Genomic DNA, 24827 nt, shown 5'->3' with positions numbered 1-24827 from the left:
CCGCGCTATTTTCCCGCGTTGAGCAGGTCGCTCATATCGTCCGCGTGCTCCTCCTCGACGGCGAGGATCTCCTCGAAGATGCGCCGCGTGGTGGTATCGCCATCCCCCAGGTACTGGATGATCGATCGATAGCTCTCGATGGCGATACGCTCGGCAATCAGGTTCTCGCGGATCATGTCGTGCAGGTCGGTGCCCTCCTTGTACTCCGAATGCGAGCGCTCGCTCAGGTGCGCGGGCGAGAAGTCAGGCTCGCCGCCGAGCTGCACGATGCGCGCCGCAAGCATGTCCGCGTGCTGCTGCTCCTCGTTCGCATGCTGGAGAAATTCGGCCGCAACCGACTCCGACTCGATGCCCTTCGCCATGAAATAGTGCCGCTTGTAGCGCAGCACGCACACGAGCTCCGTGGCGAGCGAATCGTTGAGCAGCTTGAGCACGGTTTCGCGATCCGCAGCGTAGCCCGCCGTGACCGACCCCTGCTCGAGATTGTGGCGTGCGGCTTCGCGCACGCGCTTGAGGTCGAAATCAAACGAAGCGTGTGTCTTCGACATCTGACTCTCCTTGGAACGTTGAATGCCTGGATGGGCCGAGAAGTTTGCGCGCGTCATTGACGCAGCACGCCTCGCCGCTGCCTGACCACGATGAAGCTGTCGAACAGGATCCTGGCGATCTCGCGGCCGCGAGCGGGAAGCGAAGGTGACTCGCCGCGCTCTGGCATCCCTGTGCGCAATCGCCGGGCCCGACGCAACCGGTGCATGGCATCGGGAGGCGCCAGGCATACCGAATGACCGGGCACGCGAAGTGCTGTATGAGGGCTTCCTTGACACCGTGGAGGAGTTCCTCATGAAACGCCTGATTGCCCTCTTTCTCGTTACTGCTTCGGTCGCAGCGCTGTCGGCCTGCAATACGGTCGCGGGCGCCGGCGAGGACGTCTCCGCAGGCGGCCACGCCATCACGAACACCGCCGAAAAGGCGAAGTAGTGAGCGACCGACAGTAATGACGCCGACCACCCGCGCGCGCCCCGTGCGGGTGCGGTTGGCCGCTGCAACGATAGTCGATGGTGGGATGACCGGCCGCGCCGCGGCGTGCGGACTATGTGGCGCGGCTGCACCCATGTGCGCTCGTGTGCGTCGGCCACGCAATTTTCGCGTGACGCAAGGCAAGCGGATGCGCGACCTCAGCAACCCAGGAATTCACACAATCTCAAGAAGCGCGGCGCCGGTCGTCGAACAAGAACGACAGCCCCACGCTGCCAAGGATCAGCACGGTTGCGATCACCGTGCCACGCGTCACCGGCTCGCCTAGCAGCAGCGCGCCGAGCGCGACGGCGACCACCGGATTCACATACATGCAACTGCTCGCGACGAGTGGACTCGTGTGGCGTATCAGATAGCCATAGGCGACGTAAGCCGCCATCGTGCCGATGAAGAGCAGGTAGAAGAATGCGGCAAGCGGCAGGAAATGCAGCGGCGCCATGCGCTCGCCGCTGATCAACGCCACCGCCGTCGAAATGGCTCCGCCGAGACCAATCTGCAGCGCCGTGGCGATGAAGAGGTCGGCCGGCAACGCGAGCCGCGCGGCCAGATGCGCGCCGATCGCCCAGAAGAGCGCGCCGCACAGGATCGCGAGACTGCCGCCCGCGGAGCCTGCGGCCGATGCGCCGCCGCCATGGCTCAGGATCGCGATGCCCACGAGCCCGAGCGCGACCGCGGCCCATTCGGCCTTCGCGATGTGCCGCCCCGTGACTGCCGAGATCATCGTGGCAAAGAGCGGCACGGTGGCGATCATCACGGCCGCCGTGCCCGTACCCACGGTGCGCATGCCGTAGGCGAGCATGCCGCTCGACAGGCCCACGAGCATCGTCCCCACCACGCCCGCGTTGCGCACTTCGATGAGCGTCGGCATGACGGGCCGCCGGCGCATCGCGAAGATGAAGAGGCCAACGCCGGCAAACAGGTTGCGCATGCCGGAGAGCAGGAGCGGCGGGAACGAATCGAGCGCGACCTTCACGCCGAGATAGGTCGAGCCCCATACGAAGTACACGACGGCGAGCGAGAGCGCGACGCGCCCGCTGCGCGACTGCGGCAGCCGCACCGCGCGTGCGAGACGCCAGAGCGTCGCCGCGCCCTGCACGGCCACAACGGCCAGGTATCGGGTCCACACGCCGGTCGAAGCTCGGGATGGCAAACGGGGAGGCATCGTCATACCGCCGCGGCGGGTGAAGAGACGGACCGCGGGCGCCCCGGCGGCAATGCGGCGGGACGGGTGAAGCTCGACGGCATGGTGCAGGTGCGCAAAGACGCAAAAAAGACGGAGTACGAAAGACACCCGAAGCGGGCGACCCGCATTATGCAACAAGGTCTGACGTTTCGGATGCTTTCAGGACGCTTTATGCGCGACGGCGTTGTTGCACGGCAAACGCGGCGAAAGCTGTGAAGGCGGTGAAGACAACAAAGGGGGCAAATCGAGCCCCCACGCGCGACGAAAATGCGACGGCATGTTGTGAGCCACGGGAGGAAGTTCGTGCTAGCATGGCAAAATCTTTCAGTTTTCTTTCGAAACAGCCGTTCGCCGTGCTTCCATTCGTCTCGCGCCCTCTCATCGCCTTGCCGCCGCGCAGTTTGCGCAGCGCGTCCGCGCGCGCGCGGGAGATCCGCATGCGAACTGACGCGCGCGTTCCCGTCACCCGCCCTCTGGCCCTGCCGGCCCCGCACACACCGCTTCCCGCCGCCCGGCGCCCGCACTGAACCTGCCTCCCTGCCTTATCGGAGCCCGTTCGGTCGGACTCCGGGCCGATCCGTTTGCGCCGCTGATACCGCTTTGTGCCGCTTGTCCCATTTGTGCCGCGTTCCATTTGTAACGTTTCGCTATCTATCCTTCGTGCACATATCGTCCCTTTTTCTGGACCGCAAGGAGAACCGCAATGTCTAAGAAAATCCGTTATCTCAGCGAGCTCGATGTCGCCCGCCTCGAAAAATGCGCCGCCGAGCCCGGCGCCGCGCACGCGCGCCAGACCATGCTCGACGAACTGCTCGAACTCGCCGTGATCGTGGAACCGCGCGAGGTCGCCGCCAATGTCGTCACGATGAACTCGCAGGTGACACTCGTGAACGAACGCACCGGCGAAGCGCTCACGTACACCGTCGTCTATCCACAAGGCGCCAATGTCGATGCCGGCCGGCTCAACGTGTTTTCGCCCGCGGGGCTTGCGCTCATCGGCGCGAAACGCGGCAGCACCGTGCATTTCACGACGCCGGGCGGCGCAATCGAGGCGCTGAAGATCGAGCGCATCGTGTTCCAGCCCGAAGCCTCGAACGATTTCACGCTGTAAGTTCCACGCACGCCGAGCGCCACGCGTAGCGCATCTCGCGCGAGAAGGCACTTGCCAGATCGTCGCAGCGGGGTGTATCGTTTGGCCTGCTTACGCGGGGGTCCTGCGTCATGCGCCGCTTCGAACGAAAGTCGAGCAGCGTATTGCGCGGGTGAGAAATACCCTTTGAACCTGATCTGGATAATGCCAGCGCAGGGAAGCGTCCGGACTTCGCAGCATCGCCTGGTGCCTCAAATCTTCATAGCGAAGTCCGTTCACGTTCCGTCTCGTCTCCTGCGAAGCCGCTGTTCCCACATTGCTTTGCACAGGACCGAAGTCAGCGCTTTGCGCGGGCCCGGAGTAAGTGCTGAAAAGCACTAACTCCGGCCGAAAGCCCAAGTGCCGACGCCGGTCGAGATAGGAGAGAGTCGCATGAACGCGAATCCGAAGTTCATTTCTGCCACTGCACACGTCGACGCAGCCGCGATCGCGCCGCTGCCCAATTCCCGGAAGATCTACGTGAGCGGGTCGCAGCCCGATATCCGCGTGCCGATGCGCGAGATCACGCAGTCGGACACGCCCACGGGCTTCGGCGGCGAAAAGAACCCGCCGATCTACGTCTACGACACCTCGGGCCCGTACACCGACCCGGAGGCGAAGATCGACATTCGCGCGGGCCTCCCCGCACTGCGCCAGGCCTGGATCGAAAAACGCGGCGACACCGAAGCGCTGCCGGGCCTCTCCTCCGAATACGGCCGCGAGCGCGCCGCCGACCCGGCCACCGCCGAACTGCGCTTCCCGGGCCTGCATCGCACGCCGCGCCGCGCGAAAGCCGGCAAGAACGTCACTCAGATGTACTACGCGCGTCAGGGCATCATCACGCCCGAGATGGAGTTCATTGCGATTCGCGAGAACCAGCGCCGCGCGGAATATCTGGAAAGCCTGAAGGCAAGCGGCCCGAACGGCGCGAAGCTCGCAGCGATGATGGGCCGCCAGCACGCGGGCCAGGCGTTCGGCGCGGCCGCGTTCGGCGCCGAGGCGCTGCAGGAGATCACGCCCGAATTCGTGCGCGACGAAGTGGCGCGCGGCCGCGCGATCATTCCCGCGAACATCAATCACCCGGAAAGCGAGCCGATGATCATCGGGCGCAACTTCCTCGTGAAGATCAACGCGAACATCGGCAACTCGGCAGTGACGTCCTCGATCGGCGAGGAAGTGGACAAGATGACGTGGGCCATCCGCTGGGGCGGCGATACGGTCATGGATCTCTCGACCGGCAAGCACATTCACGAAACGCGCGAGTGGATCGTGCGCAACTCGCCGGTGCCGATCGGCACGGTGCCGATCTATCAGGCACTCGAGAAGGTCAACGGCAAAGCTGAAGACCTCACATGGGAAATCTTCCGCGACACGCTCATCGAACAGGCCGAGCAAGGCGTGGACTACTTCACGATCCACGCGGGCGTGCGCCTGCAATACGTGCCGCTCACCGCGAACCGCATGACGGGCATCGTCTCGCGCGGCGGCTCGATCATGGCCAAGTGGTGCCTCGCGCATCACAAGGAGTCCTTCATTTATGAGCACTTCGAAGAGATCTGCGAAATCATGAAGGAGTACGACGTGAGTTTCTCGCTCGGCGACGGCCTGCGTCCCGGCTCGATCTACGACGCCAACGACGAAGCGCAGCTCGGCGAGCTGAAGACGCTCGGCGAGCTCACGCAGATTGCGTGGAAGCACGATGTGCAGGTCATGATCGAAGGTCCGGGTCACGTGCCGATGCAACTCATCAAGGAGAACATGGACCTGCAGCTCGACTGGTGCAAGGAAGCGCCCTTCTACACGCTCGGGCCGCTCACCACCGACATCGCGCCGGGCTACGACCACATCACCTCGGGCATCGGTGCGGCGATGATCGGCTGGTTCGGCACGGCAATGCTCTGCTACGTCACGCCCAAGGAGCACCTCGGCCTGCCGAACAAGGACGACGTGAAGGAAGGCATCATCACGTACAAGCTCGCGGCGCATGCGGCCGATCTCGCGAAGGGACATCCGGGCGCGCAGGTGCGCGACAACGCGCTTTCGAAAGCGCGCTTCGAGTTCCGCTGGGAAGATCAGTTCAACCTCGGCCTCGATCCGGACAAGGCGCGCGAGTTCCACGACGAGACGCTGCCCAAGGACTCGGCGAAGGTCGCGCACTTCTGCTCGATGTGCGGCCCGCACTTCTGCTCGATGAAGATCACGCAGGACGTGCGCGACTTCGCAGCGAAGCAGGGTGTGAGCGACGACGAGGCGCTGAAGAAGGGCATGGAAGTGAAGGCCGTCGAGTTCATCAAGCAGGGCGCCGAGATTTATCAGCGGCAGTAAGCGTTCCATGGCGACGGGATAGCGCAAGCGGCAGCTCCGCCGCTTGCGGCTCGCCGCCCGGCGCGAAACATTTTCTAACGACTCCGACAATTCGCTGACAAGCGCACACACCCGGATACGGGTCGGGTGCCTACGATGCAGGTATGGAAGGTGCGGTGTGTTCTGCAGCGCATGTCGCACAGCAGTCTCAATACGGCATCGCCTGGGATCGCGCGAGGCGCCAAAGCCCCGACTGTGATCGACAGCGTTGCGTGTGACGAGAGTAAGTGCTTTGCATGGGCCCGGAGTAAGTGCTGAAGCACTCACTCCGGCCGACAGCTTAGGCGCCAAACTCTGGTCGACAGGAGCCGAAAATGAAATCCCTCGTACGTGCACGCACTCTACTCACGGTGACGACGCTCGTCGCCGTGCTCGGCAGCCTCGCGGCTTGCGACGACATGTCGAGACGCGACCGCGACACGGTAATCGGCGCGGGCGTCGGCGGCGCCGCGGGCGCGGCAGTCGGCGGCAATGCGCTCTCCACGGTGGGCGGCGCGGCAGTAGGCGGCGTGATAGGCAACCAGGTGGGCAAGTAAGCCGCGCAAGCCCGAGCCGATACGCGCGGCGATACGGGCGGTACGGCTATGCCATCGAAACGGCTAGCCGCACGATCGAAGCGACGGCACAGAACAGGAACGATACGACAGGCAACACGCGCGACACGGCGTGCATCAGGGCAGGATGCGCGGCGCAGACCCTCCCTGGGGCTGCGCCGCGTTTGCTTTGGCCGCTTGCGCTTGCAAGTGATGGCGGACAGCGCCACGCGAAACATTCGGTTAAAGAGTCGCAACGCGAGGCGCGCGCATGCGGCGTAAGCTCGAAAGATCACGGCCTGAAACCCTGGCACGGTATGCCTGCCCGGCCGTTCGCCCGTTCGCGGAGCCCGCCATGAATTGCCCGTCTGTGCATGTGATTGCCACCGCGCCTTCGTCGCTCCCCAATCCGCGCGCTACGCGCATGCTGCGCGACGCGCTGAAGCTCGGCGCCGCCGCCAGCACGCTTCTCGCGCTTTCCGGCTGCTATTACTACCCCGCCGGTTACGCCCCCTACTACCCCGGCACCGTGCCGGTGGCGGGCATGCAGCAGGAAACCGCGGCCGCGCAAACCGCACCGAACCCCGCGCCCGCGGCCATGCCCGATGCGCAATATCCAGGACCGCTATATGCCTCGCCTCCCGTCGCGATCGCCGTGCCCGTGTGGCCTGCGTATCCGCCCTGGCCTGCGTATTACCCTGCGTATCCGTATCCGGCATGGGGATGGGGCGCGCCCGCGGTCTCGTTCGGCTTCGGCTACTGGGGTGGCGGCGGAAGCTGGCATCACTAACGGCGACACGCAAATCCAGGCTGCAGCGGGGCCGCACTCGCTGCGCGCCCTCGCTGCGCCGCAAAAAAGGTGCCGCTAAACGTGCCGCTAAGCGGTGCCGGCAAACGTGCCACGCAACCGCACCGCCAGGGAGCGCCACCAGCATCGCGGCCAAACGGTGCCGGACCGTACTTTCCCTCCTTGACGCTCGCGTTACGTTTTCTATCCTCCAAGTGGGCTATCGGGGATTGAAGCACAGCCTTAACTAAGCCTGCCTGCGTGGCCGCCTCGCCTGCCACACGCCTCGCCGGACAATGCACTCCAAAGCCGACGGCACAGCCCGCCGCAACGCTGCGCCAATAACGAACCAGCACAAAGGAGACGTAATGTTCCACCAGCTGTTGACTCCCATAGGCAATTCACTAGCGTTCTCGTTCATCGTGGCCGTGCTGCCCATCGCCACGGTGCTCGCCCTGCTCGGCTGGGCGCGCCGGCCCGCCTGGCAGGCCTCGCTCGCGGGCCTCGTGGTCGGGCTGATCGTCGCGATTGCCGGCTGGCAATTCCCGGTCAATCTCGCGATCAGTGCGGTGCTCGCAGGCGCGGTGTTCGCGCTGTGGCCGGTCATGTGGATCGTCGTCACGGCCATCCTGCTTTACAACATCGCGTTGCGCTCGGGTCGCTTCGCGGCCTTTCGCATGTGGCTGCTCGACAATCTGCCCAACGACCGGCGCATCGTGCTCGTCGTGATCGGCTTTTCGTTCGGCGCGCTGTTCGAAGGCATTTCCGGCTTCGGCACGCCGATCGCCATCACGAGCTCGCTGCTCATCATGCTCGGCTTCCCCACGCTCGAAGCCCTCACCTTCACGCTCATCTTCAATACGGCGCCGGTGGCGTTCGGGGCGCTCGGCGTGCCGATCACCGTGCTCGGCGCCGTCACGCACCTGCCCTCCGACGTGCTCGGGCAGATGGTCGGGCGTCAGTTGCCGTTCTTCGCGCTGCTGCTGCCGTTCTACGTGATCGCGATCTACGCGGGCATGGGCGGGATGCTGCGCATCTGGCCGGTGCTGCTAGTCTCGGGCGGCAGTTTCGCCATCACGCAGTTCGTGACCTCGAACTTCATCAACTACAGCCTCACCGACGTGCTCTCGTCGCTCGTCTCGCTGATCCTCACGGTCTTGTTCCTGCGCGTATGGAAACCGGCGCCGGACCCGAATTTCGCCATCAAGGTCGACCGCGCGAGCGAGGTGCGCGGCGCCGTGACCGGCACCGAGGGCTGGTATCCGTGGATCATCGTCGCGGCTGTCGTGATCGTGTGGACGCTCGTGAAGGTCTTCACGATCGGCGAGGTGAAGGTGCCGTGGCCCGGCCTCGACAAGGCCGTCTTCATCACGCTCTACAAGACGCCCTATGGCGCGATCTGGGACTTCCAGCCGCTCGCCACCGGCACGGCGATTCTCGTCGCCGCGATCATCACCGCTTTCGTCGTGCGGCTGAAGCCCGCGGACTTCGGCGGTGCGATCGTCGACACATGGGTGCAGACGCGCATCGCCATCCTGACCGTTGCGACCATCGTCGGGCTCGCGTTCCTCATGAACTACTCAGGACTCACCTATACGCTCGGCCTCGGGGTGGCTTCGGTCGGTGCGCTCTTCCCGCTCGTTTCGGCCTTCCTCGGTTGGGTGGCGGTGTTCCTTTCGGGCAGCGACACCTCGGGCAACGCGCTGTTCGGCAACCTGCAGGTGGTGGCCGCGAAGCAGCTCAACCTCACTCCGATTCTGATGGCGGCGACCAACTCGTCGGGCGGCGTGATGGGCAAGATGATCTCGCCGCAAAACATCGCGACGGGCGTCGCCACCACCGACCTCAAGGGCAAGGAAGGCCACGTATTCGCGAAGACCTTCAAGCATTCGATCGTGCTGACGGTGCTGCTCGGCATACTCGTGTGGCTGCAGCAGAACGTGCTGACCTGGATGATTCCGCACTGAGTGCGCAAGCAACGAAAAAGCCCGCCTGCGCGACAAAGCGCAGGCGGGCTTTTTTTGCGCCAGCGAATAGCGAATAGCGAATGCTGGCGTGAGCGTGAGGCTTACTGCAGCTCGCCAACCATGAGGTTCATGATCTCGCGTGCCGGGCGCGACGAGTCGATCTGGCCGCTGTCGTCCACGATCGCGATGCGCGTCTGGTTCTCGGTCACGGCGCGCACGTTGAGCTTGTACTGCTTCGCGGTCTTCTCCTTGCGGCCGTGGAAGATCTGATTCCAGAAGCCCTGCTCGTCCGAAGTCTTGTCCTGCGGATCGACGTAGCGCACGTAATAGATGCCCTTCGTGCGGTCGCGATCGTCCACGGTGAAGTTGGCGCGATCGAGGGCGATGCCCACGCGCACCCACGCGCGCTCGTACGGTTCGCCGAGCGTGAGTTCGGTCGAGCTGTACTGGCCCGAAGTGCCTTGCGCGCCAGACGATGACGACGAACCGCTACCCGACTGCTGGCCCACGGCCGCGACGTTCTGCGCAGCGGTGGCCGCCGCCGCGCTGTCCGGCATCTTCGACTTCGAGGCGGAGTTGCTGCTGGCCTTCGCGTCGGCGTCGGCCGCGATCTGCGCGTCGGGCACGCCCGGCTTCGCGTTCGCGAGCGTCATCATGAGGCGCTTGAGATATTCGGCTTCGAGCGCGGGATCGTTGGGCTTGGGCACCCACTTGCTGGAGTCGTTGTTGGTACCCGTGACCTGCTCGCTCAAACCCTTCTGGCTGATGAACACGTAAGTGCCGCCAGCCGACGACGTTTCGAGACGCGTGCGGTACTTGTTGCGCTCGGCGCCCACGTACGAGTTGCCCATGGCCCACGAGAGCGTGTTGCGGACGAGGCCGTCGCTGATCTTCGGATGGGTTTCGTTCCAGTCCGTTTCCATCACGCCCTTGTCGCGCTGGTCGACCACCAGCAGGAAGCCTTGCTCCTGCCAGAAGCGGCGCACCTGCGGCCACACCTGGTCGGGCGTGCGGTTGTCGATGACGAGCCAGCTTTCCGTGCCGTCACGCTGGATATGCATGCCCGGCACCTGCGGGAGCACCTGGCTCTGGTCGGACACCGGCGCGGCGGCCTGGGTCTGCTTCAGCGACGACAGTGAGGTTTCCCCGCCCTGCGGCGGCAGCGACCGCTGGTCGGCCGTCTCGTCGAGCATGTTCGGCGGCACGGCCAGCGAAGACTCCTTCGCCTTCGCGTCACTACGGTAATCGATCTTGCCTGGCGTCGGCGAGCTGCAGCCGGCGACCAGCCCGCCCGCCATCAGGAGCGCAACCGCGCGCGTGGCAAGACGTTGATGAAAATCACTCATGTTCGGGTAATCCTTCGGCTACGCCACGGCCAGTTTCCGTGGATCAACCAACCATTTTACCGGGCCAGCGGCCCGCTGTGCAAAAACCGCGGCAGCGCGACGCTTTCGGGGAAGGGGACCCGCCCCAGCAGCGGCTGCACCGACCCCAAATCATTCCTACGTAACATTTGTCAACATTCAAATCGACGATCGGCATCCGCCTCCAAACTGAAAATCTCCTTTTTTATCAACGTAATTAGCCTCGACTCCGGACCTGGCGCCAGTTTGCGTGAGGCCGTGCTTTCAGCGCGGGCGTCTTGCGAGACTTTCCCTGATGCTAATTTGCCCATGAAATCTCAAAAAAGAAGCTTACACAGCGCAGGACCGGAGACCGTCAATGAAAACTTACAGCCTCATACAGGCGGGCCGCGCCGCGGCCTTCGCTTGCGCATTAGGCGGCCTGTGTCTCGCCGCAGCGCCGGCGCACGCCGCGCTCGGCGAAGCCGCATCGGTGCCGGCAGGCGCCACCACCCGCACCCTCGCGGGTGGTGCCGCACAAGTTGTCAGCTACCTCGACGGCGGCGGCACGCAAATCAACGAATACGTGACGAGCGGCACCGGCACGATCTTCGCCTACACCTGGCAGGGGCCGACGCAACCGAACCTCGACACGCTGCTCGGCCGCTACGCAGCCGACTGGCGCAACGACGCCGCCGCCCAGCGCGCAAGTGGGCGCGACGACCTGCACACCGCGCGCGTGGACGGCGCTCGTGTCGTGGTCGAGACCAGCGGCCACATGCGCGCCTACATGGGACGCGCGTGGCTACCCGCCGCGCTGCCCGCGGGCGTCAGCGAAGGAGATCTGCAATGAGCGCCCGGCCGCAGCGATTCGCGCGCGCGCCGGGCGTCGCGCAAATCGGCGCGTTCGCGCTCTGCGCGGCGCTGAGCGCCTGCGGCGGCGGTGGTTCCAGCCCGGCCGGCGCGGACGCGAGCGGCTCCGCGGCCGCCAGTGCGCCGGGCACCGGCAGCACGGCGAACACGGGAAGCACGACACCGCCCGGCAACACGAACGGCACCGTGGCGCAATCCAGCACCCCCAACGTCGTTGCCGTGACGGTCAGCTCCACGCCCACCTCGACACGCAACATGCTGATGACGAGCGTCATGGTCTGCGTGCCGGGCACCACCGACTGCGCGACCATCGACAACGTGCAGGTCGATACCGGCTCGCAGGGCTTGCGCCTGCTCGCCTCGGCGCTGCCGGCGGGCTTCGCGCTGCCTGCGGTGCCGGCGGGCGCGGGCTCCGACCCTGCGGGCGCATGCTCCGCGTTCGGCACGGGCTATACGTGGGGCGCGGTGCGCCGCGCCGACGTGAAGCTCGCGGGTGAAGTCGCCGCGTCGCTCCCCATCCAGGTGATCGCCGACCCCGCGGTGCCCGCCGCGCCATCCGGCTGCGCGGGCCTCGGCCTCGCGATGAACAGCCCCGCCACGCTGCGCGCGAACGGCATTCTCGGCGTGGGTCCGTTCAATGCCGATTGCGGTGCGGGCTGTGTCAATACGGCGCTGCCCTCGTGGTATTACACATGCCCGGCGAGTGGTTGCACGCCGAGTGTTCAACCACTCGCACAACAGGTCAGCAATCCGGTGGCGAACTTCGCCACCGACAACAACGGCGTCGTGATCGACCTGCCCGCCGTGGCCGACAGCGGCGCGTCTTCGATTAGTGGTTCACTGATCTTCGGTATCGGCTCGCAGTCGAACAACGCGCTCGGCAGCGCGACCGTGCTGCGCTCGAACACGGGCACGGGCTACGTGCGCACGACGACATCCGACGGCTCCGTCTACGCGCAAAGCTACCTCGACAGCGGCTCGAACGCGCTGTTCTTCAGCAGTTCGACGCTAACGCGCTGCGGCGTCTGGTATTGCCCGAGTTCGCCCGTGAGCCTCGGCGCGACGATCTCCGGCACCGATGGCGTGAGCGCTTCCGTGGACCTCTCGGTAACGAACGCGCAGACACTCTTCGGCAGCGGCAACTGGGCTTTCGATAATCTGGCGGCCTACACCTCTCGCGTGTTCGGCTGGGGACTGCCGTTCTTCTACGGGCGACGCATATTCACGGCAATCGAGGCACAGAACACGCCCGCCGGTCCCGGTCCGTTCTTTGCGTTCTGAGCGCGCCGGCGGACATGGACGGCGAAGGCGTCCTGCGAAGCCGCCATGAACACGCGTGACGCGCCAGGCTTGCCGAGGATCCGCAAAGCGCCGCCGCGTGGCGCTTTCGCCGCGCTAGTCGGCGGCGTTCGGGGCGGGCGTGGTTTTCGCGAGGGCCGCCGGCGCGAGCCAACGGAATGCCGTGAGGCCGGACTCGTTGAAGATGCACTCCGCGGCCGCAGCGGTCACCGGGTGCTTCCTGATGCCGAGTTTCGCGGCGAGTATGGCGACTGGCGTGGTTGGTGTGTCCTGGGCGCCGCCTCCGGTTGCGACGGCCGGCGACGACGGAACGGCCATCATGCCGGGCACCACGGCGGCGACAGCTGAGGGCGCCGTGATCGCCGACGCTTGAGGCGCGCTCACCGGCGCGGCTGACGAGGCATACACCGCGCCCGATGCCGTTTGCGCCGCCTGCGCCGCGTATGCAGACGACGCCGCTACGGCGCTCGCCGCACCATGCTCGAGCCTCCCTTCGATCACGACGCGCGTGCCGCGATACGTCGTCGCGCTATGCGTGACTTTCAGCTCGCCGAGCGTCGTTTTGGCAAGGCGGTTACGCATCTCCTCTTCGCAGGCGTCGGGATTACGGTATTGCGCCGCGCATCCCGCGAGCAGGGTGACGGCGGCCGCCAGGCCGGCGAAACATGCGTTCCGTTTGTTCATCGCTCTTCCGTTTTTCAGGCTGCGGCAATTGTAGCGTAAGGGCCGGGCAATCCCTTACGGCGCTCGCGTCGCCCACTCTTACGCCGCTCGCGCCGCCCGCCCTCGCACCCATGGCTGCGGGGCCCGGACGATTCGAGGCGCTGGCGCCCGAGCCTGCTATCATCGCTGCTGTATATCCGTACAGTGCCGCGCGTGTTTCCCGACTCTCCCGATCCGTTCTATTACCTCACGAACTTCGAGCGCGCGCTTGCGTGGCTCGACGAGCGCTGCGCCGACCTGTTCGACGACGCCGAGCGCCGCTTCGTCGACGATTTCGCGCGCATGCCGCAAGTTTCGCGCGCGCTCTTCGTTCGCATGCTGATGCGCAAGGGTCCGCATTTCCGCGCGAGCCGGCTCGCTTACGACGAAATCGGCTGCCCGCTCGCGGCCGCCGCGCCGCTCGTCGCGGTACGCTGGCTCGACGACTCACCCACGCTGGAACTCGAAGCGCTCGCGCCACTCGCGACGAAGGCCGAGCTTCAGGCGCTCGCCGCGCACCTCGGCATTGCGCTCGAAGCGCGCGCAACCCGCGCGGCCACGCTCGAAACGCTCTACGCCGCCGCGCCCGAGCCGCGCGCGTGGCGCGCCTGGTTCCCGGCTTCGCGCGACACCGTGCTGCTGTTCGCCGCCGCACCGCTGTGCGAGCGTCTGCGACTCATGTTTTTCGGCAACCTGCATCAGGACTGGTCGGAGTTCGTGCTCGCCGAGCTCGGCGTCTATCGCTACGAGCGCGTGCCCTTCGACGCGACCTCGCGCGCGTTCCAGCGCCGCGCGGACATCGACGTATATCTCGCGCTACGCGATTGCCGCGATGGCCTCGACCACGCTGCGCAGGCTGCGGACTTCGACGCCGCCACGGCGGTCACCACGACGGTCGCCACCGCAATCGCCGCGACGCTCGCCTCGCTCGACGCCCTTGCCCCGCGCACGCAAGCCAATGCGTGGCTGCGCGCGCGCCACGACAAGCTGCGCCACGCGGCGGGACTGGCCGCGGAGCGCGCGGGTGAGCCTGAACTCGCGTGGCGCGCCTACGTCGGCTGCGCACACCCCGAGTCGCGCTACCGGCGCGTGCGCGTGCTGGAGCAACTGAACCGCCGCGACGAAGCCCTCGCGCTCGCCCAGGCCATCGCCGATGCGCCAGAAAGCGAGGAAGAAGCCCAACGCGCAGCGCGCACGCTTGGGCGTCTCGCACGCGTGCGCGCAAAACCGAAGGCAGCCTCATCGAGCGCCGCCGCCATTGCCGCGCCACAATTCACGCAGCTCGAACTCACGCTGCCGGCGGCGCCCGTGGGCCTGCGCGTCGAGGAGGCCGCGCGAGCCTCGCTCGCCGCGCCGCACGCCCCCGTGTTCTACGTCGAGAACACGCTGATCAACGCCCTCTTCGGCCTTCTGTGCTGGCCCGCGCTATTCGCGCCGCTGCCGGGTGCGTTCTTCCATCCGTTCCAGCGCGGCCCCGCCGACCTGCATGCCGCCGACTTCGTCGCACGCCGCGCCGCGCAGTTCGAAGCCTGCCTCGCCGAACTCGAAACCCACGCGTACCGGGAGTCGATCCTGCGGCGCTACACGGAAAAAACCGGCATCCAGTCGCCCTTCGTTGCATGGCCCGCGCTCGGCGACGAGTTGCTCACGCTCGCGCTCGACTGCTTTCCGGCCACGCATCTGCGCCTATGGTTCGAGCGCCTGCTGCGCGAACCGGTGGCCAACCGTTCGGGCCTGCCCGATCTCGTGCGCTTCTGGCCACGGCAGCGGCGCTACGAGCTGATCGAAGTGAAGGGCCCCGGCGACCGGCTGCAGGACAACCAGCGCCGCTGGCTCGCGTACTGCGCGACGCACGGCATGCCGGTCTCCGTACTGCAGGTGCGCTGGCCGACCGAAATGGGCGATCGCGCCACTGCGCAGCCAATGCCCGCGCCATGAGCTACACCGTCGCCGTGCGCACGCTGTGCGAGTTCACCGCGAAGCGCGGCGACCTCGACCTGCGCTTCACGCCCTCGCCCGACGCGAGCGATGGCCGCGCCGGTCACGCGGCCATCGCCGCGCGCCGCCCGCCCGGCTACGAAACCGAAATCGCGCTCTCCGGCACGTTCGGCACGCTCACCGTGCGCGGCCGCGCGGACGGCTACGATCCGGCGCGGCAGCGGCTCGAAGAGTTCAAGACTTATCGGGGCGACCTCGACGCGATGCGCGAGAACCAGCGCGCGCTGCACTGGGCGCAGTTGCGCGCGTATGGGGCGCTGCTGTGCGAGAAGCTCGGCCTCGAAACGGTGGAGCTCGCGCTCGTGTACTACGACATCGGCTCGGGCCGCGAGACGGCGCTCGTCGAGCAGGCACGCGCGCCGGATCTGCGCGCCGCGTTCGAAGCGCAATGCCGCCGCTTCGTCGCGTGGGCCGAGCAGGAAGCCGCGCACCGCACCGCGCGCGACGAAGCGCTCTCCGCGCTGGCTCTGCCTCATCCGGCCTTTCGCCACGGTCAGCGCGAGCTCGCCGAAGCCGTCTGGCGCGCGGCGACGCAGGGGCGCTGCCTGCTCGCGCAGGCGCCCACCGGCATCGGCAAGACCATCGGCACGCTGTTTCCGCAATTGAAGGCCTGCCCGCGCGCCGCAATCGACAAGGTGCTCTTTCTGAGCGCGAAAAGTTCGGGGCGCCAACTGGCGCTCGACGCCCTTCACACGCTCGCCAACACGCACGGCGAGCGGGCCGCAGATTCCGCACCGGCGCTGCTGCCCCTGCGCGTGCTCGAACTCGTTGCGCGCGAGAAGGCTTGCGAGCATCCCGAAGCGGCGTGCCACGGCGAATCGTGCCCGCTCGCACGCGGGTTCTACGATCGATTGCCGGCGGCGCGCGCGGCGGCGCTCGAACGCGTGCGACTCGATCGCGCGGCGCTGCGCGAAGTGGCGAGCGTGCATGCCGTATGCCCCTATTACCTCGGCCAGGAGCTCGCGCGCTGGAGCGACGTGATCGTCGGCGACTACAACTACTGGTTCGACACGAGCGCAATGCTGTTCATGCTCGCCGCGCACAACCAGTGGCGCGCGAGCGTGCTCGTGGACGAGGCGCACAACCTGCCCGAGCGCGCCCGCGCGATGTACTCGGCAGAACTCGTGCAGACGCGCATCGACGCCGTGCGCCGCTCGGCGGGCGCGCCGCTCAAGCGCGCGCTCGCGCGTCTGCAGAAGCACTGGAACGCGCAGAACGCTGTGCAGCCTGGCGCATGGCGCGCGAGCGACACCTTGCCCGAAGGCCTCGTTGCGGCGCTCGGCGACGTGATCGGCGCGATAGGCGATCAGCTCGCCGAACCCGCGCTCATGCGCGACCCCGAGCTGGAGCGCTTTTATTTCGACGCCCTGCACTTCACGCGCATCGCCGAGCGTTTCGACACCCATTCGCTCTTCGACGTGACGCCTGTGCCGGGCCAGAGCGCGCGCCGCCCGCGCTCGACGCTCGCGATCCGCAACATCGTCCCGGCGGACGCCTTGCGCGCGCGCATCGCGGCGGCGCACAGTCTCACGCTCTTTTCGGCCACGCTCTCGCCCACGCACTACTACGCCGACATGCTCGGCCTGCCGCCCAACACGGTGAGCGTCGACATCGAGACGCCGTTTCGCGCCGAGCAGCTCGACGTGCACATCGCGCGCCAGATCTCGACGCGCTATAAGGACCGCGAGCGTTCGCTCGACGCACTCGTGGCGCGCGTGGCCGCGCAATATGCCGAGCGTCCCGGCAACTATCTGTGCTTTTTCAGCAGCTACGAGTATCTCCAGCAAGCCGCCGACGCGTTCACGGCGCGCCACCCGCAAGTGGATGTCTGGCGGCAATCGCGCACCATGGACGAAGCCGGCCAGCAGGCCTTCGTCGCGCGCTTCGCGCAAGGCGGCTGCGGTATCGGCTTCGCGGTACTGGGCGGCGCGTTCGGCGAGGGCATCGACCTGCCGGGCACGCGCCTCATCGGCACGTTCATCGCGACGCTCGGCATGCCGCAAGTGAACCCCGTGAACGAGGCGATGCGCGCGCGCATGGACACGCTCTACGGCGCGGGCTTCGACTACACGTATCTGATTCCCGGCCTGCGCAAGGTCGTACAGGCCGCGGGCCGCGTGATCCGCACCGAGCACGATCGCGGCGTCGTGCATCTGCTAGACGACCGCTTCGGGCAGCCGGACGTGCGCGCGCTGCTGCCCGCATGGTGGCGCATCATGTCCAGTTAGTTAAGAGTCCATATCAACCAGGGCGAAAAAAACGGCTGGCGCGCCTTGCGCCGCGCCAGCCGTCTCTCGCCCCGTTCAGGCCGGCTTCGCCTTGCCCGCGCCCTTGCTGCTCTTTTTCGGGGGCGGAGGCGGGTCGCCTTCCATGTCGTCCGCGGCAATTTCGGGCGCGACCTCTTCGACAGGCGGCGTTTCGCCCTTCTTTGCCTTCTTCGTCGGTTTGCTATCCTTAACGTCGGGCGGGAACGCCACCTTGTTGATCGTTACCTCGTCGTTCGCCTTGTCGTAGCCGATCTCGACGGTATCGCCCGACTGCAGCGCGCCACCGAGTATTTCCTTGGCGAGACGCGTCTCCACTGACTGGCGAATCTGCCGCTTGAGCTCCCGCGCGCCGAACTCCGGTTGATAGCCGGCTTCCACGAGATGATCGACGAGCGTTTCACCCATATAGAGCGCGATACCCTGCGCGGCCGCCGTGCGCGTGACGCGTTCGAGCTGGATCTGCACGATCGCGCGGATGTTGGTGCGCGAGAGCGCGTGGAACACGATGATCTCGTCGATGCGATTGAGGAACTCGGGCCGGAAATGGCCCTTGAGCACCTTCATGAGTTCTTCGCGAACCTTCTTGTCGTCCATGCGCGACTTCTCTGGGCGCTCGAGATTGCCCATGATGATCGACGCGCCCAGGTTGCTCGTGGCGATCAGGATCGTATTGCTGAAGTCGACCACGCGGCCCTTGCCGTCGGTGAGGCGCCCATCGTCGAACACCTGCAGCAGCACGTTGTAGACATCCGCGTGCGCCTTCTCGATCTCGTCGAGCAGGATCACGCTATAGGGGCGCCGACGCACGCGCTCGGTGAGCTGACCACCCTCGTCGTAGCCCACGTAGCCCGGCGGCGCACCGATCAGGCGCGCCACCGCATGGCGCTCCATATACTCGCTCATGTCGATGCGGATGATGGCCTGCTCGTCGCCGAACACCGTTTCCGCGAGCGCTTTCGCGAGCTCCGTCTTGCCGACGCCCGTGGGCCCGAGAAACAGGAACGTCGCGATCGGCCGATGCTCCTGGCCAAGACCCGCACGCGAAAGACGCACGGCGTCGCTCACCGCCGCCACCGCGTCGTCCTGACCCACCACGCGCTCGCGCAGCGTCTCCTCCATCTTCAGCAGTTTCTGGCGCTCTTCCTGCGTGAGCTCCGCAACGGGAATGCCCGTCAGGCGCGACACCACCTCCGCGATCGAGGCAACGGTGACTTCGAGCGTTTCCGAACCCGTCTTGCGCTGCCACGCCTCGGTGAGCTCGTCCAGCTCGACCTGCTTCTCGTTGATGCGCTCCTCGAAACCCTTGGCTTCGTCGAAGCGCTTGCGCGAAGCCGCATAGTCCTGTTCGCGCTTCAGTTGCGCGATCTCCGCTTCGAGCTCCTGCATGTCGGCCGGGCGCGAGGTCGAGCCGATGCGCACGCGCGCGGCCGCCTGATCGATCAGGTCGATGGCCTTGTCGGGCAAAAAGCGTGAGGTGATGTAGCGATCCGACATTTCGGCGGCGGCCACGAACGCGTCGTCGGCGAAGGTCACCTGGTGATGCGCCTCGAGCTTGTCGCGCAACCCGCGCAGGATCACGATGGTCTGCTCCACCGTGGGCTCCGGCACGAGTACGGGCTGAAAGCGCCGTTCGAGCGCTGCGTCCTTTTCGATGTACTTTTGGTACTCGTTGAGCGTGGTCGCGCCGATCAAGCTCAGCTCGCCGCGCGCGAGCGCGGGCTTGAGCACGTTCGCAATGTCAAGGCCGCCTTCGCCGCCGCCCTGCCCCGCGCCGACGATGGTGTGCAGTTCATCGATGAAGAGAATGAGCTCGTCGTGCTTTGCGCTCACTTCGTCGATCAGCTGCTTCGCGCGCTCTTCGAACTCGCCGCGGTACTTCGCGCCCGCGACCATCGAGTTGATGTTGACTTCGACCAGCCGCTTGCCGCGCAGCACCTCCGGCACATCGCCGTTGACGATGCGCTGCGCAAGCCCTTCCACGATCGCCGTCTTGCCCACGCCCGGCTCGCCGATCAGCACCGGGTTGTTCTTCTTGCGACGCGCCAGCACCTCGATCGTGCTCTCGATCTCCTGCGCACGCCCGAGCACCGGGTCGAGCTTGCCTTGCCGCGCCATTGCCGTGAGGTCGCGGCCGAACTTGTCGAGCGTGGGCGTGCCCGTAGGCGCCTCGACGCGGCCGTCCTCGGCCCCTTTGCCCACCACCTTCACGACTTTCTGGCGCAGCGCCTCGGGCGTCACGCCGTACTTCTTGAGCAACGTGCCCGCGATGCTGTCGGGCACCGCGGCAAGACCGATCAGCAGATGCTCCGGGCCAACGTACGAATGCCCGAGATCGCGCGACGCCTGGAACGCGAACTGAAATGCCTTTTTCAGACGCGGCGAGATCGTCATCTTCTCGATGGACGCATCAGGGCCGGCGGTGCCCTTCTGCGCATGCTGGTCGATATAGCCTTTGATGTCCTGCGGCGAGAGTTTCAATTCCTTAAGCAGTGCTGCGCAAACGTCGGTATCAGCAAGCACGTAGAGAAGATGCTCGGTGTCGAGTTCATTGCGCTGCAGTTCGTGCGCCTTCTCCGCGGCTCGCTGGAGGATTTCCAGCGTCTGCTCGCTGAAGGCGTCGGTGGCGTCCACGGATTCGCGCGGCACCTCGGCCGCGAGGCCACGCTCCTCGTCGTCGTGTTCGCCCTCGCCGCCGGGACCGCCGAAGAAGCGCGACAGGCCGCTGCCGCCCAGCAGCGAGTCGAACGGGTTGAGCATGCTTTGGTGACGCATCAGTTGGCGATAGTCGTAATCGCAGATCGACATCGACTTGCGCTGGCCGTTTTGCACGACAGTCACGCGTGCGATAGCGGGCCTCGCATGACAGATTTCGCAGAGAGTGGGCATGGTCGGCTTGTCTCCAGTTCGCAATCGCGCTACAACTTGCGGCGCGATTCGGCGCGACCCGACAGTCAGTGCAGCAGGTGCGCCTGATGAGCGACAAAGCAGCGAGGAGCGCGCAAAGCGCGCGCGGCGCTGCGGCATACGTCGACTGTGCGGGCAAGGAGGATCGTGCGCTTCGAATGCGCGGATTGCCCGGAACAGGTGGAAGCGATTGTGGCAGGATTCCCCGATGAACGCACCAAACGTGTAGCGCTCAAGGCGTGAAATAGCTCGGCTTGCGGGCAGAAAAAGGGGCGGGAAACGCGTCCCGCCCCCGAGAGCGCGCGTCAGGCGCGCGAGGAGAGCAACTGAGAGCAACTGTCATGCACGCCGGCGAAAAGCGGCTTTTCGCCGGCGTGGCGCGGCCCGCTCAGCGCCGGTTCGACCCCGATACCACATCGATCCACACGGCGAGCACGAGAATGCCGCCCTTCACGATCATCTGCCAATAGGCGTCGACGTCGAGCATCGACATGCCGTTGTCGAGGCTCGCCATGACGAGCGCGCCGATCAGCGCACCGTAAACCGTGCCGGAGCCGCCGCGCATCGACGTGCCGCCAATGAAGCATGCCGCGATCGCGTCGAGTTCGCCCATCGTCCCGGCCGAGGGCGAGCCCGCCGCGAGACGCGCCGTGTTGACGATGCCCGCGAATGCGCACATGAGCCCCATCAACGCGAAGATCGCGAGCTTCACGCGGTTCGTGTTCACACCCGAAAGGCGCGTGGCTTCGAGATTCGATCCCACTGCGTAGATGCGGCGTCCGAACACCGTTTGCGTCGCGATCCACGTGAAGACGCCGAGCAGTGCGAGCAACACCAGCACGGGCACCGGAATGCCGCCATAGCTGTCGAGCATCAGCACGAAGGCGAGCAGGAGCGCCCCCGCGCCGACGATCTTCACGGCGTCCTGCCAGAGCGGCACGACGTTGAGCTGGTAGCGTCTGCGGTTTGCGCGCTGACGCACCGTGAGCACCATCAGTAGAACGAAGAGTGCGAGCGCGAGCACGTCCCCCGCTACGCGCGGCAAATAGCCTTGCCCGAGGAACACGAAAGAATCGGACACCGGCGCGATGGTCGAGCCACCCGTGATGCCGAGCAGCACGCCGCGAAACGCGAGCATGCCGCCAAGGCCCACGATGAATGACGGCACGCGCCGATAGGTCGACCACCAGCCGTTGAAGAGGCCGACCAGCACGCCGAGCACGAGCACCACCGGCACAGTGACGCCGATGGGCCAGCCGCGGTTCACGTCGAGGATCGCGGCCACGCCGCCGAGCAGACCGAGCAGCGAGCCGACCGAGAGATCGATCTCGCCAGCGATGATGACGAACACCATGCCGCACGCGAGCATGCCGGTGATCGACATCTGCCGCAGCAGATTCGAGACGTTGCGCGGCGTCACGAACGCGCCGTGCGTGAGCAGCGAGAAGAACAGCCAGATCGCCGCTACCGCGAGCAGCAGCGCGAGAATCTTGTAGCGTGCGAAGAGTTGCTGGAAGCGTAGCGCGTAGCCGTTGCCGCCTTCATTGTCGTGTTGCGGCAGGCCTTCGCGGGCGCCTTGGGTCGTGACGTCGGGTGTCATGCTGCACTCGCTGTATCGGGTTGGGCGCGCGCGCTCTGGATCGCCGCACCGAGAATGTCTTCCTGCGTGAGGCCTTCGTTGACGAAGTCGCCGCGCAACTCGCCCTCGCCGATCACGAGCACGCGGTCGCTGATGCCGAGCACCTCGGGCAATTCGGACGACACCATCACGATCGCCACGCCGCGCCTCGCGAGCTGGAAGATCAACTTGTAGATCTCGTACTTCGCGCCGACGTCGACGCCACGCGTCGGCTCGTCGAGGATCAGCACCTTCGGGTCGGTGAGCAGCATCTTGGTGAGCACCGCCTTCTGCTGATTGCCACCGGAGAGGCTCGCGATCGAGAGCATGGGGTTGGCCGCGCGCACCGAGAGGCGCTGCATCTCCGTGCGGATCGTGTCGAGTTCGGCGGCCGTGTCGATGCGTCCGTGCTTCGAGAAGCGCTGCAGCACCGAGAGCGTGATGTTGTGGCCCACGCCCAGTTGCGGCACGATGCCGTGACGCTTGCGGTCCTCCGGCACCATAGCGATGCCGGCCTTGATCGCGTCGAGCGGCGAGCGGATCTTGAGCGGCTTGCCGTCGAGCAGCACCTTCGCCGAGCACGTGCCCGCATAGGCGCCGAAGATCGCCTGCATCGTCTCCGTGCGGCCCGCGCCCACGAGCCCGGCCACGCCGACGATCTCGCCGCGGCGCACCGAGAACGACACGTCGTCCACGCGCTTGCGGCGCGGATTCGTTACGTCGTGGCAGGTGACGTTGCGAGCCTCGAACACGACGTCGCCGATATCGTGCGGCTCGCGCGGAAAGAGATTGCGGATTTCGCGCCCCACCATCATGGCGATGATGCGGTCGGTGGTGAGCGTTGCCATCGGTTCCGTGGCCACGTGGCGGCCGTCGCGGATCACCGAGACGGTGTCGCACACGGCCTCGACCTCGTCGAGCTTGTGCGAGATGTAGACGCACGCCACGCCGCGCCGCTTCAGGTCGCGCACGATATCGAGCAGGATCTTCGTTTCCGCCGCCGTAAGCGACGAGGAAGGCTCGTCGAGAATCAGCAGCTTCGCGCGCTTGTTCAACGCCTTCGCAATCTCGATGAGCTGCTGATGGCCGCCGCCATAGTTCATCACCGGCTGCGCCACGTTGATCGCATCAATATTCAGTTCGCGCAGCAGTTCGTCGGCGCGCTGGTACATCGCTGCGTAATTCATGCGGCCGCCAGGCAGCGTGATCTCATTGCCAAGGAAAATGTTCTCGGCCACGGAAAGCTCGGGCACGAGCATCAACTCCTGGTGGATGATGACGATGCCCGCGCGTTCGGTGTCGCGCACGCTTTGCGCCTGCAACGGGGCGCCTTCCCACCGGATCTCGCCGCTCCAGGTGCCGTGCGGATACACGCCCGAAAGGACCTTCATGAGCGTGGATTTGCCGGCGCCGTTCTCGCCGCACAAGCCCACGCATTCGCCGGGCCGCACCGTGAGGTCGATGCCGTCGAGCGCTTTTACGCCCGCAAAGGACTTGACGATGCCGCGCATCGTCAGCAAGGGTTCGGTCATACGCTGGTTCACTCGCTGCGAAGGCCCGCGCGCGCCGCTGTGGCGCACGCGGGCCGCCTGCCCAATGGCGATTACTGGCTGGCCAGCTGCGCCTGCGTATAGAAGCCGTCCTTCACGACGACGTCCGCATTGCTCTTCGTGAGCAGCGTGGGCTGCAGCAGCACCGTATCGACCTTCTTCTTGCCGTTGTCGTACTGCGCGTTGTACGCGGGCTTCTCACCCTTCGCGAGATCGACGGCGAGCTTCGCCGCCTCGCTGGCGATGAGGTTGAGCGGCTTGTAGACCGTCATGGTCTGCGTCCCCGCCATCACGCGCTTGACCGCCGCGAGATCGGCGTCCTGGCCCGACACGGGCACCTTGCCCGCGAGATGCTGCGCGGCGAGTGCCTGGATGGCGCCGCCTGCCGTACCATCGTTCGAGGCGACGACCGCGTCGATCTTGTTGTTGTTTGCCGTGAGCGCGTCTTCCATGATGCGCAGCGCCGTAGAAGCGCTCCACTCAGGCACCCATTGCTGGCCAACCACCTTGATGTCGCCACGGTCGATAGCCGGCTTGAGGATCTTCAGTTGTCCTTCGCGCAGCATCTTCGCGTTGTTGTCGGTGGGCGCGCCGCCCAACAGGAAGTAGTTACCCTTGGGCTGCGCGTTGTAGACACCCTGCGCCTGCAGCTCGCCTACCTTTTCGTTGTCGAACGAGATGTAGGCGTCCACGTCGGCGTCGAGGATCAGGCGGTCGTAGGAGACGACCTTGATGCCCGCTTTCTTCGCCTCGGCCACGACGTTGCCCAGCGCCTTCGAATTGAACGGCACGATCACGATCACGTCGACACCGCGCGAGATCAGGTTCTCGATCTGCGAGACCTGACGCTCCTCGCTCGCGTCGGCGGACTGCACGGACACCTTCGCGCCCATCTTTTCCGCCGCCGCGACGAAGTAATCGCGATCGCGCGACCAACGCTCAACGCGCAAGTCGTCGATGCAGAAGCCGATTTCGGGATGTTCCTTGCTCGCGTGCGCGAGCGGTGCGGCGAGCGTCAGGCTCGCAAGCACGGCGCCACATACCAGCGAGCCCAGGACTGAACGACGTTTGGCGAATCTCATGTCTCCATACTCCTCTTGATAGCGGTGCACGCTCACGTGCGAACGTGCCGCCGCCCCGGTTATTAGTTGCCGGATAGTTGCCAGGATGATTGCAAGACGCACACGAAAAGGCATGGCGTGCGGTATAACCATAGGACTGCCAATCGACTGCGCGGCTACACTGGTCGCGCAGCTTTTTCTTCGCCGGCGGCTT

At 66.0% G+C, this 24827-nt stretch carries 19 protein-coding genes and 1 riboswitch; of the genes, 11 read left to right on the top strand and 8 right to left on the bottom strand.

Annotated elements, in window-relative coordinates; genetic code table 11:
* Positions 1 to 5 precede the first annotated feature (5 nt).
* Positions 6 to 548 (bottom strand): ferritin-like domain-containing protein, encoded by a 543-nt coding sequence (locus tag VMJ11_RS19840; protein ID WP_325621085.1) that lies wholly within the window; start codon positions 546 to 548, stop codon positions 6 to 8.
* A gap of 292 nt (positions 549 to 840) precedes the next feature.
* On the opposite strand from VMJ11_RS19840, the gene VMJ11_RS19835 reads away from it, so the two are divergent.
* Positions 841 to 978, top strand: a complete 138-nt coding sequence (locus tag VMJ11_RS19835; protein WP_325621084.1) for an entericidin A/B family lipoprotein — start codon at positions 841 to 843, stop codon at positions 976 to 978.
* A gap of 223 nt (positions 979 to 1201) precedes the next feature.
* Here the strand turns inward: VMJ11_RS19835 and VMJ11_RS19830 are convergent, their stop codons facing one another.
* Entirely contained in the window at positions 1202 to 2131 is a 930-nt protein-coding gene (locus VMJ11_RS19830; protein WP_414694431.1) for an EamA family transporter, read from the bottom strand.
* A gap of 132 nt (positions 2132 to 2263) precedes the next feature.
* Here VMJ11_RS19830 and VMJ11_RS19825 point away from each other — a divergent pair, with 132 nt between their 5' ends.
* The 6 genes from VMJ11_RS19825 to VMJ11_RS19800 all read left to right on the top strand — a co-directional run bounded on the left by VMJ11_RS19825 (position 2264) and on the right by VMJ11_RS19800 (position 8998).
* Positions 2264 to 2434: a hypothetical protein gene (locus VMJ11_RS19825; protein WP_325621082.1), complete on the top strand. Its 171-nt coding sequence runs from the start codon at positions 2264 to 2266 to the stop codon at positions 2432 to 2434.
* A gap of 487 nt (positions 2435 to 2921) precedes the next feature.
* Positions 2922 to 3329, top strand: a complete 408-nt coding sequence (locus VMJ11_RS19820; RefSeq protein WP_325621081.1) for a GreA/GreB family elongation factor — start codon at positions 2922 to 2924, stop codon at positions 3327 to 3329.
* An 86-nt stretch (positions 3330 to 3415) separates the two neighbouring features.
* Positions 3416 to 3545: riboswitch (TPP riboswitch) on the top strand.
* Positions 3546 to 3740: 195 nt separating this feature from the next.
* Complete coding sequence (gene thiC / locus VMJ11_RS19815; protein ID WP_325621080.1) at positions 3741 to 5672, top strand: phosphomethylpyrimidine synthase ThiC; 1932 nt, start codon at positions 3741 to 3743, stop codon at positions 5670 to 5672.
* A 353-nt stretch (positions 5673 to 6025) separates the two neighbouring features.
* Complete coding sequence (locus VMJ11_RS19810; protein ID WP_325621079.1) at positions 6026 to 6247, top strand: glycine zipper 2TM domain-containing protein; 222 nt, start codon at positions 6026 to 6028, stop codon at positions 6245 to 6247.
* A 352-nt stretch (positions 6248 to 6599) separates the two neighbouring features.
* A complete protein-coding gene (locus VMJ11_RS19805) occupies positions 6600 to 7034 on the top strand; it encodes a hypothetical protein (RefSeq protein ID WP_325621078.1) in 435 nt (144 codons plus the stop codon).
* Between the two features lie 365 nt (positions 7035 to 7399).
* Positions 7400 to 8998: an L-lactate permease gene (locus tag VMJ11_RS19800; RefSeq protein WP_325621077.1), complete on the top strand. Its 1599-nt coding sequence runs from the start codon at positions 7400 to 7402 to the stop codon at positions 8996 to 8998.
* 101 nt (positions 8999 to 9099) lie between these two features.
* Here VMJ11_RS19800 and bamC read toward each other — a convergent pair whose 3' ends face one another.
* Positions 9100 to 10344, bottom strand: a complete 1245-nt coding sequence (bamC, locus tag VMJ11_RS19795) for an outer membrane protein assembly factor BamC (RefSeq protein WP_325621076.1) — start codon at positions 10342 to 10344, stop codon at positions 9100 to 9102.
* A 376-nt stretch (positions 10345 to 10720) separates the two neighbouring features.
* On the opposite strand from bamC, the gene VMJ11_RS19790 reads away from it, so the two are divergent.
* Complete coding sequence (locus VMJ11_RS19790) at positions 10721 to 11194, top strand: DUF2844 domain-containing protein (RefSeq protein ID WP_325621075.1); 474 nt, start codon at positions 10721 to 10723, stop codon at positions 11192 to 11194.
* Positions 11191 to 12495 (top strand): DUF3443 domain-containing protein, encoded by a 1305-nt coding sequence (locus VMJ11_RS19785; RefSeq protein ID WP_325621074.1) that lies wholly within the window; start codon positions 11191 to 11193, stop codon positions 12493 to 12495. Before VMJ11_RS19790 ends, VMJ11_RS19785 begins: the two co-directional genes overlap by 4 nt.
* Positions 12496 to 12609: 114 nt before the next feature.
* Here VMJ11_RS19785 and VMJ11_RS19780 read toward each other — a convergent pair whose 3' ends face one another.
* Positions 12610 to 13197, bottom strand: a complete 588-nt coding sequence (locus VMJ11_RS19780; protein WP_325621073.1) for a hypothetical protein — start codon at positions 13195 to 13197, stop codon at positions 12610 to 12612.
* A 192-nt stretch (positions 13198 to 13389) separates the two neighbouring features.
* On the opposite strand from VMJ11_RS19780, the gene VMJ11_RS19775 reads away from it, so the two are divergent.
* Positions 13390 to 15153 carry a VRR-NUC domain-containing protein gene (locus VMJ11_RS19775; RefSeq protein WP_325621072.1) on the top strand — a complete coding sequence of 588 codons (1764 nt, stop codon included), beginning with the start codon at positions 13390 to 13392 and terminating at the stop codon, positions 15151 to 15153.
* On the top strand, positions 15150 to 17441 hold the full coding sequence (locus tag VMJ11_RS19770; protein WP_325621071.1) for an ATP-dependent DNA helicase: 2292 nt from the start codon (positions 15150 to 15152) through the stop codon (positions 17439 to 17441). Before VMJ11_RS19775 ends, VMJ11_RS19770 begins: the two co-directional genes overlap by 4 nt.
* Before the next feature lie 75 nt (positions 17442 to 17516).
* On the opposite strand, the gene VMJ11_RS19765 is transcribed toward VMJ11_RS19770, so the two are convergent.
* The 4 genes from VMJ11_RS19765 to xylF form a co-directional block, all read right to left on the bottom strand.
* Positions 17517 to 20366, bottom strand: a complete 2850-nt coding sequence (locus VMJ11_RS19765) for an ATP-dependent Clp protease ATP-binding subunit (RefSeq protein ID WP_325621070.1) — start codon at positions 20364 to 20366, stop codon at positions 17517 to 17519.
* 406 nt (positions 20367 to 20772) lie between these two features.
* Complete coding sequence (locus VMJ11_RS19760; protein WP_325621069.1) at positions 20773 to 21984, bottom strand: sugar ABC transporter permease; 1212 nt, start codon at positions 21982 to 21984, stop codon at positions 20773 to 20775.
* Positions 21981 to 23546, bottom strand: coding sequence for a D-xylose ABC transporter ATP-binding protein (gene xylG, locus VMJ11_RS19755; protein ID WP_414694430.1), 1566 nt, complete (start codon positions 23544 to 23546; stop codon positions 21981 to 21983). Before xylG ends, VMJ11_RS19760 begins: the two co-directional genes overlap by 4 nt.
* A gap of 59 nt (positions 23547 to 23605) precedes the next feature.
* Positions 23606 to 24634: a D-xylose ABC transporter substrate-binding protein gene (gene xylF, locus VMJ11_RS19750; RefSeq protein WP_325621067.1), complete on the bottom strand. Its 1029-nt coding sequence runs from the start codon at positions 24632 to 24634 to the stop codon at positions 23606 to 23608.
* Positions 24635 to 24827: the final 193 nt, after the last annotated feature.

Source organism: Paraburkholderia sp., assembly GCF_035501035.1.
In the GTDB taxonomy this organism is placed as follows: domain Bacteria; phylum Pseudomonadota; class Gammaproteobacteria; order Burkholderiales; family Burkholderiaceae; genus Paraburkholderia.
Note: the sequence above shows the minus strand (reverse complement) of the source record. Positions and strands in the feature narration are given on the sequence as shown.

Coding starts and splice junctions, on each gene's coding strand:
- VMJ11_RS19840 (WP_325621085.1), bottom strand. CDS start 548: ATGTCGAAGACACACGCTTCGTTTGATTTCGACCTCAAGCGCGTGCGC.
- VMJ11_RS19835 (WP_325621084.1), top strand. CDS start 841: ATGAAACGCCTGATTGCCCTCTTTCTCGTTACTGCTTCGGTCGCAGCG.
- VMJ11_RS19820 (WP_325621081.1), top strand. CDS start 2,922: ATGTCTAAGAAAATCCGTTATCTCAGCGAGCTCGATGTCGCCCGCCTC.
- thiC (WP_325621080.1), top strand. CDS start 3,741: ATGAACGCGAATCCGAAGTTCATTTCTGCCACTGCACACGTCGACGCA.
- VMJ11_RS19810 (WP_325621079.1), top strand. CDS start 6,026: ATGAAATCCCTCGTACGTGCACGCACTCTACTCACGGTGACGACGCTC.
- VMJ11_RS19805 (WP_325621078.1), top strand. CDS start 6,600: ATGAATTGCCCGTCTGTGCATGTGATTGCCACCGCGCCTTCGTCGCTC.
- VMJ11_RS19800 (WP_325621077.1), top strand. CDS start 7,400: ATGTTCCACCAGCTGTTGACTCCCATAGGCAATTCACTAGCGTTCTCG.
- bamC (WP_325621076.1), bottom strand. CDS start 10,344: ATGAGTGATTTTCATCAACGTCTTGCCACGCGCGCGGTTGCGCTCCTG.
- VMJ11_RS19790 (WP_325621075.1), top strand. CDS start 10,721: ATGAAAACTTACAGCCTCATACAGGCGGGCCGCGCCGCGGCCTTCGCT.
- VMJ11_RS19785 (WP_325621074.1), top strand. CDS start 11,191: ATGAGCGCCCGGCCGCAGCGATTCGCGCGCGCGCCGGGCGTCGCGCAA.
- VMJ11_RS19780 (WP_325621073.1), bottom strand. CDS start 13,197: ATGAACAAACGGAACGCATGTTTCGCCGGCCTGGCGGCCGCCGTCACC.
- VMJ11_RS19770 (WP_325621071.1), top strand. CDS start 15,150: ATGAGCTACACCGTCGCCGTGCGCACGCTGTGCGAGTTCACCGCGAAG.
- VMJ11_RS19765 (WP_325621070.1), bottom strand. CDS start 20,366: ATGCCCACTCTCTGCGAAATCTGTCATGCGAGGCCCGCTATCGCACGC.
- VMJ11_RS19760 (WP_325621069.1), bottom strand. CDS start 21,984: ATGACACCCGACGTCACGACCCAAGGCGCCCGCGAAGGCCTGCCGCAA.
- xylF (WP_325621067.1), bottom strand. CDS start 24,634: ATGAGATTCGCCAAACGTCGTTCAGTCCTGGGCTCGCTGGTATGTGGC.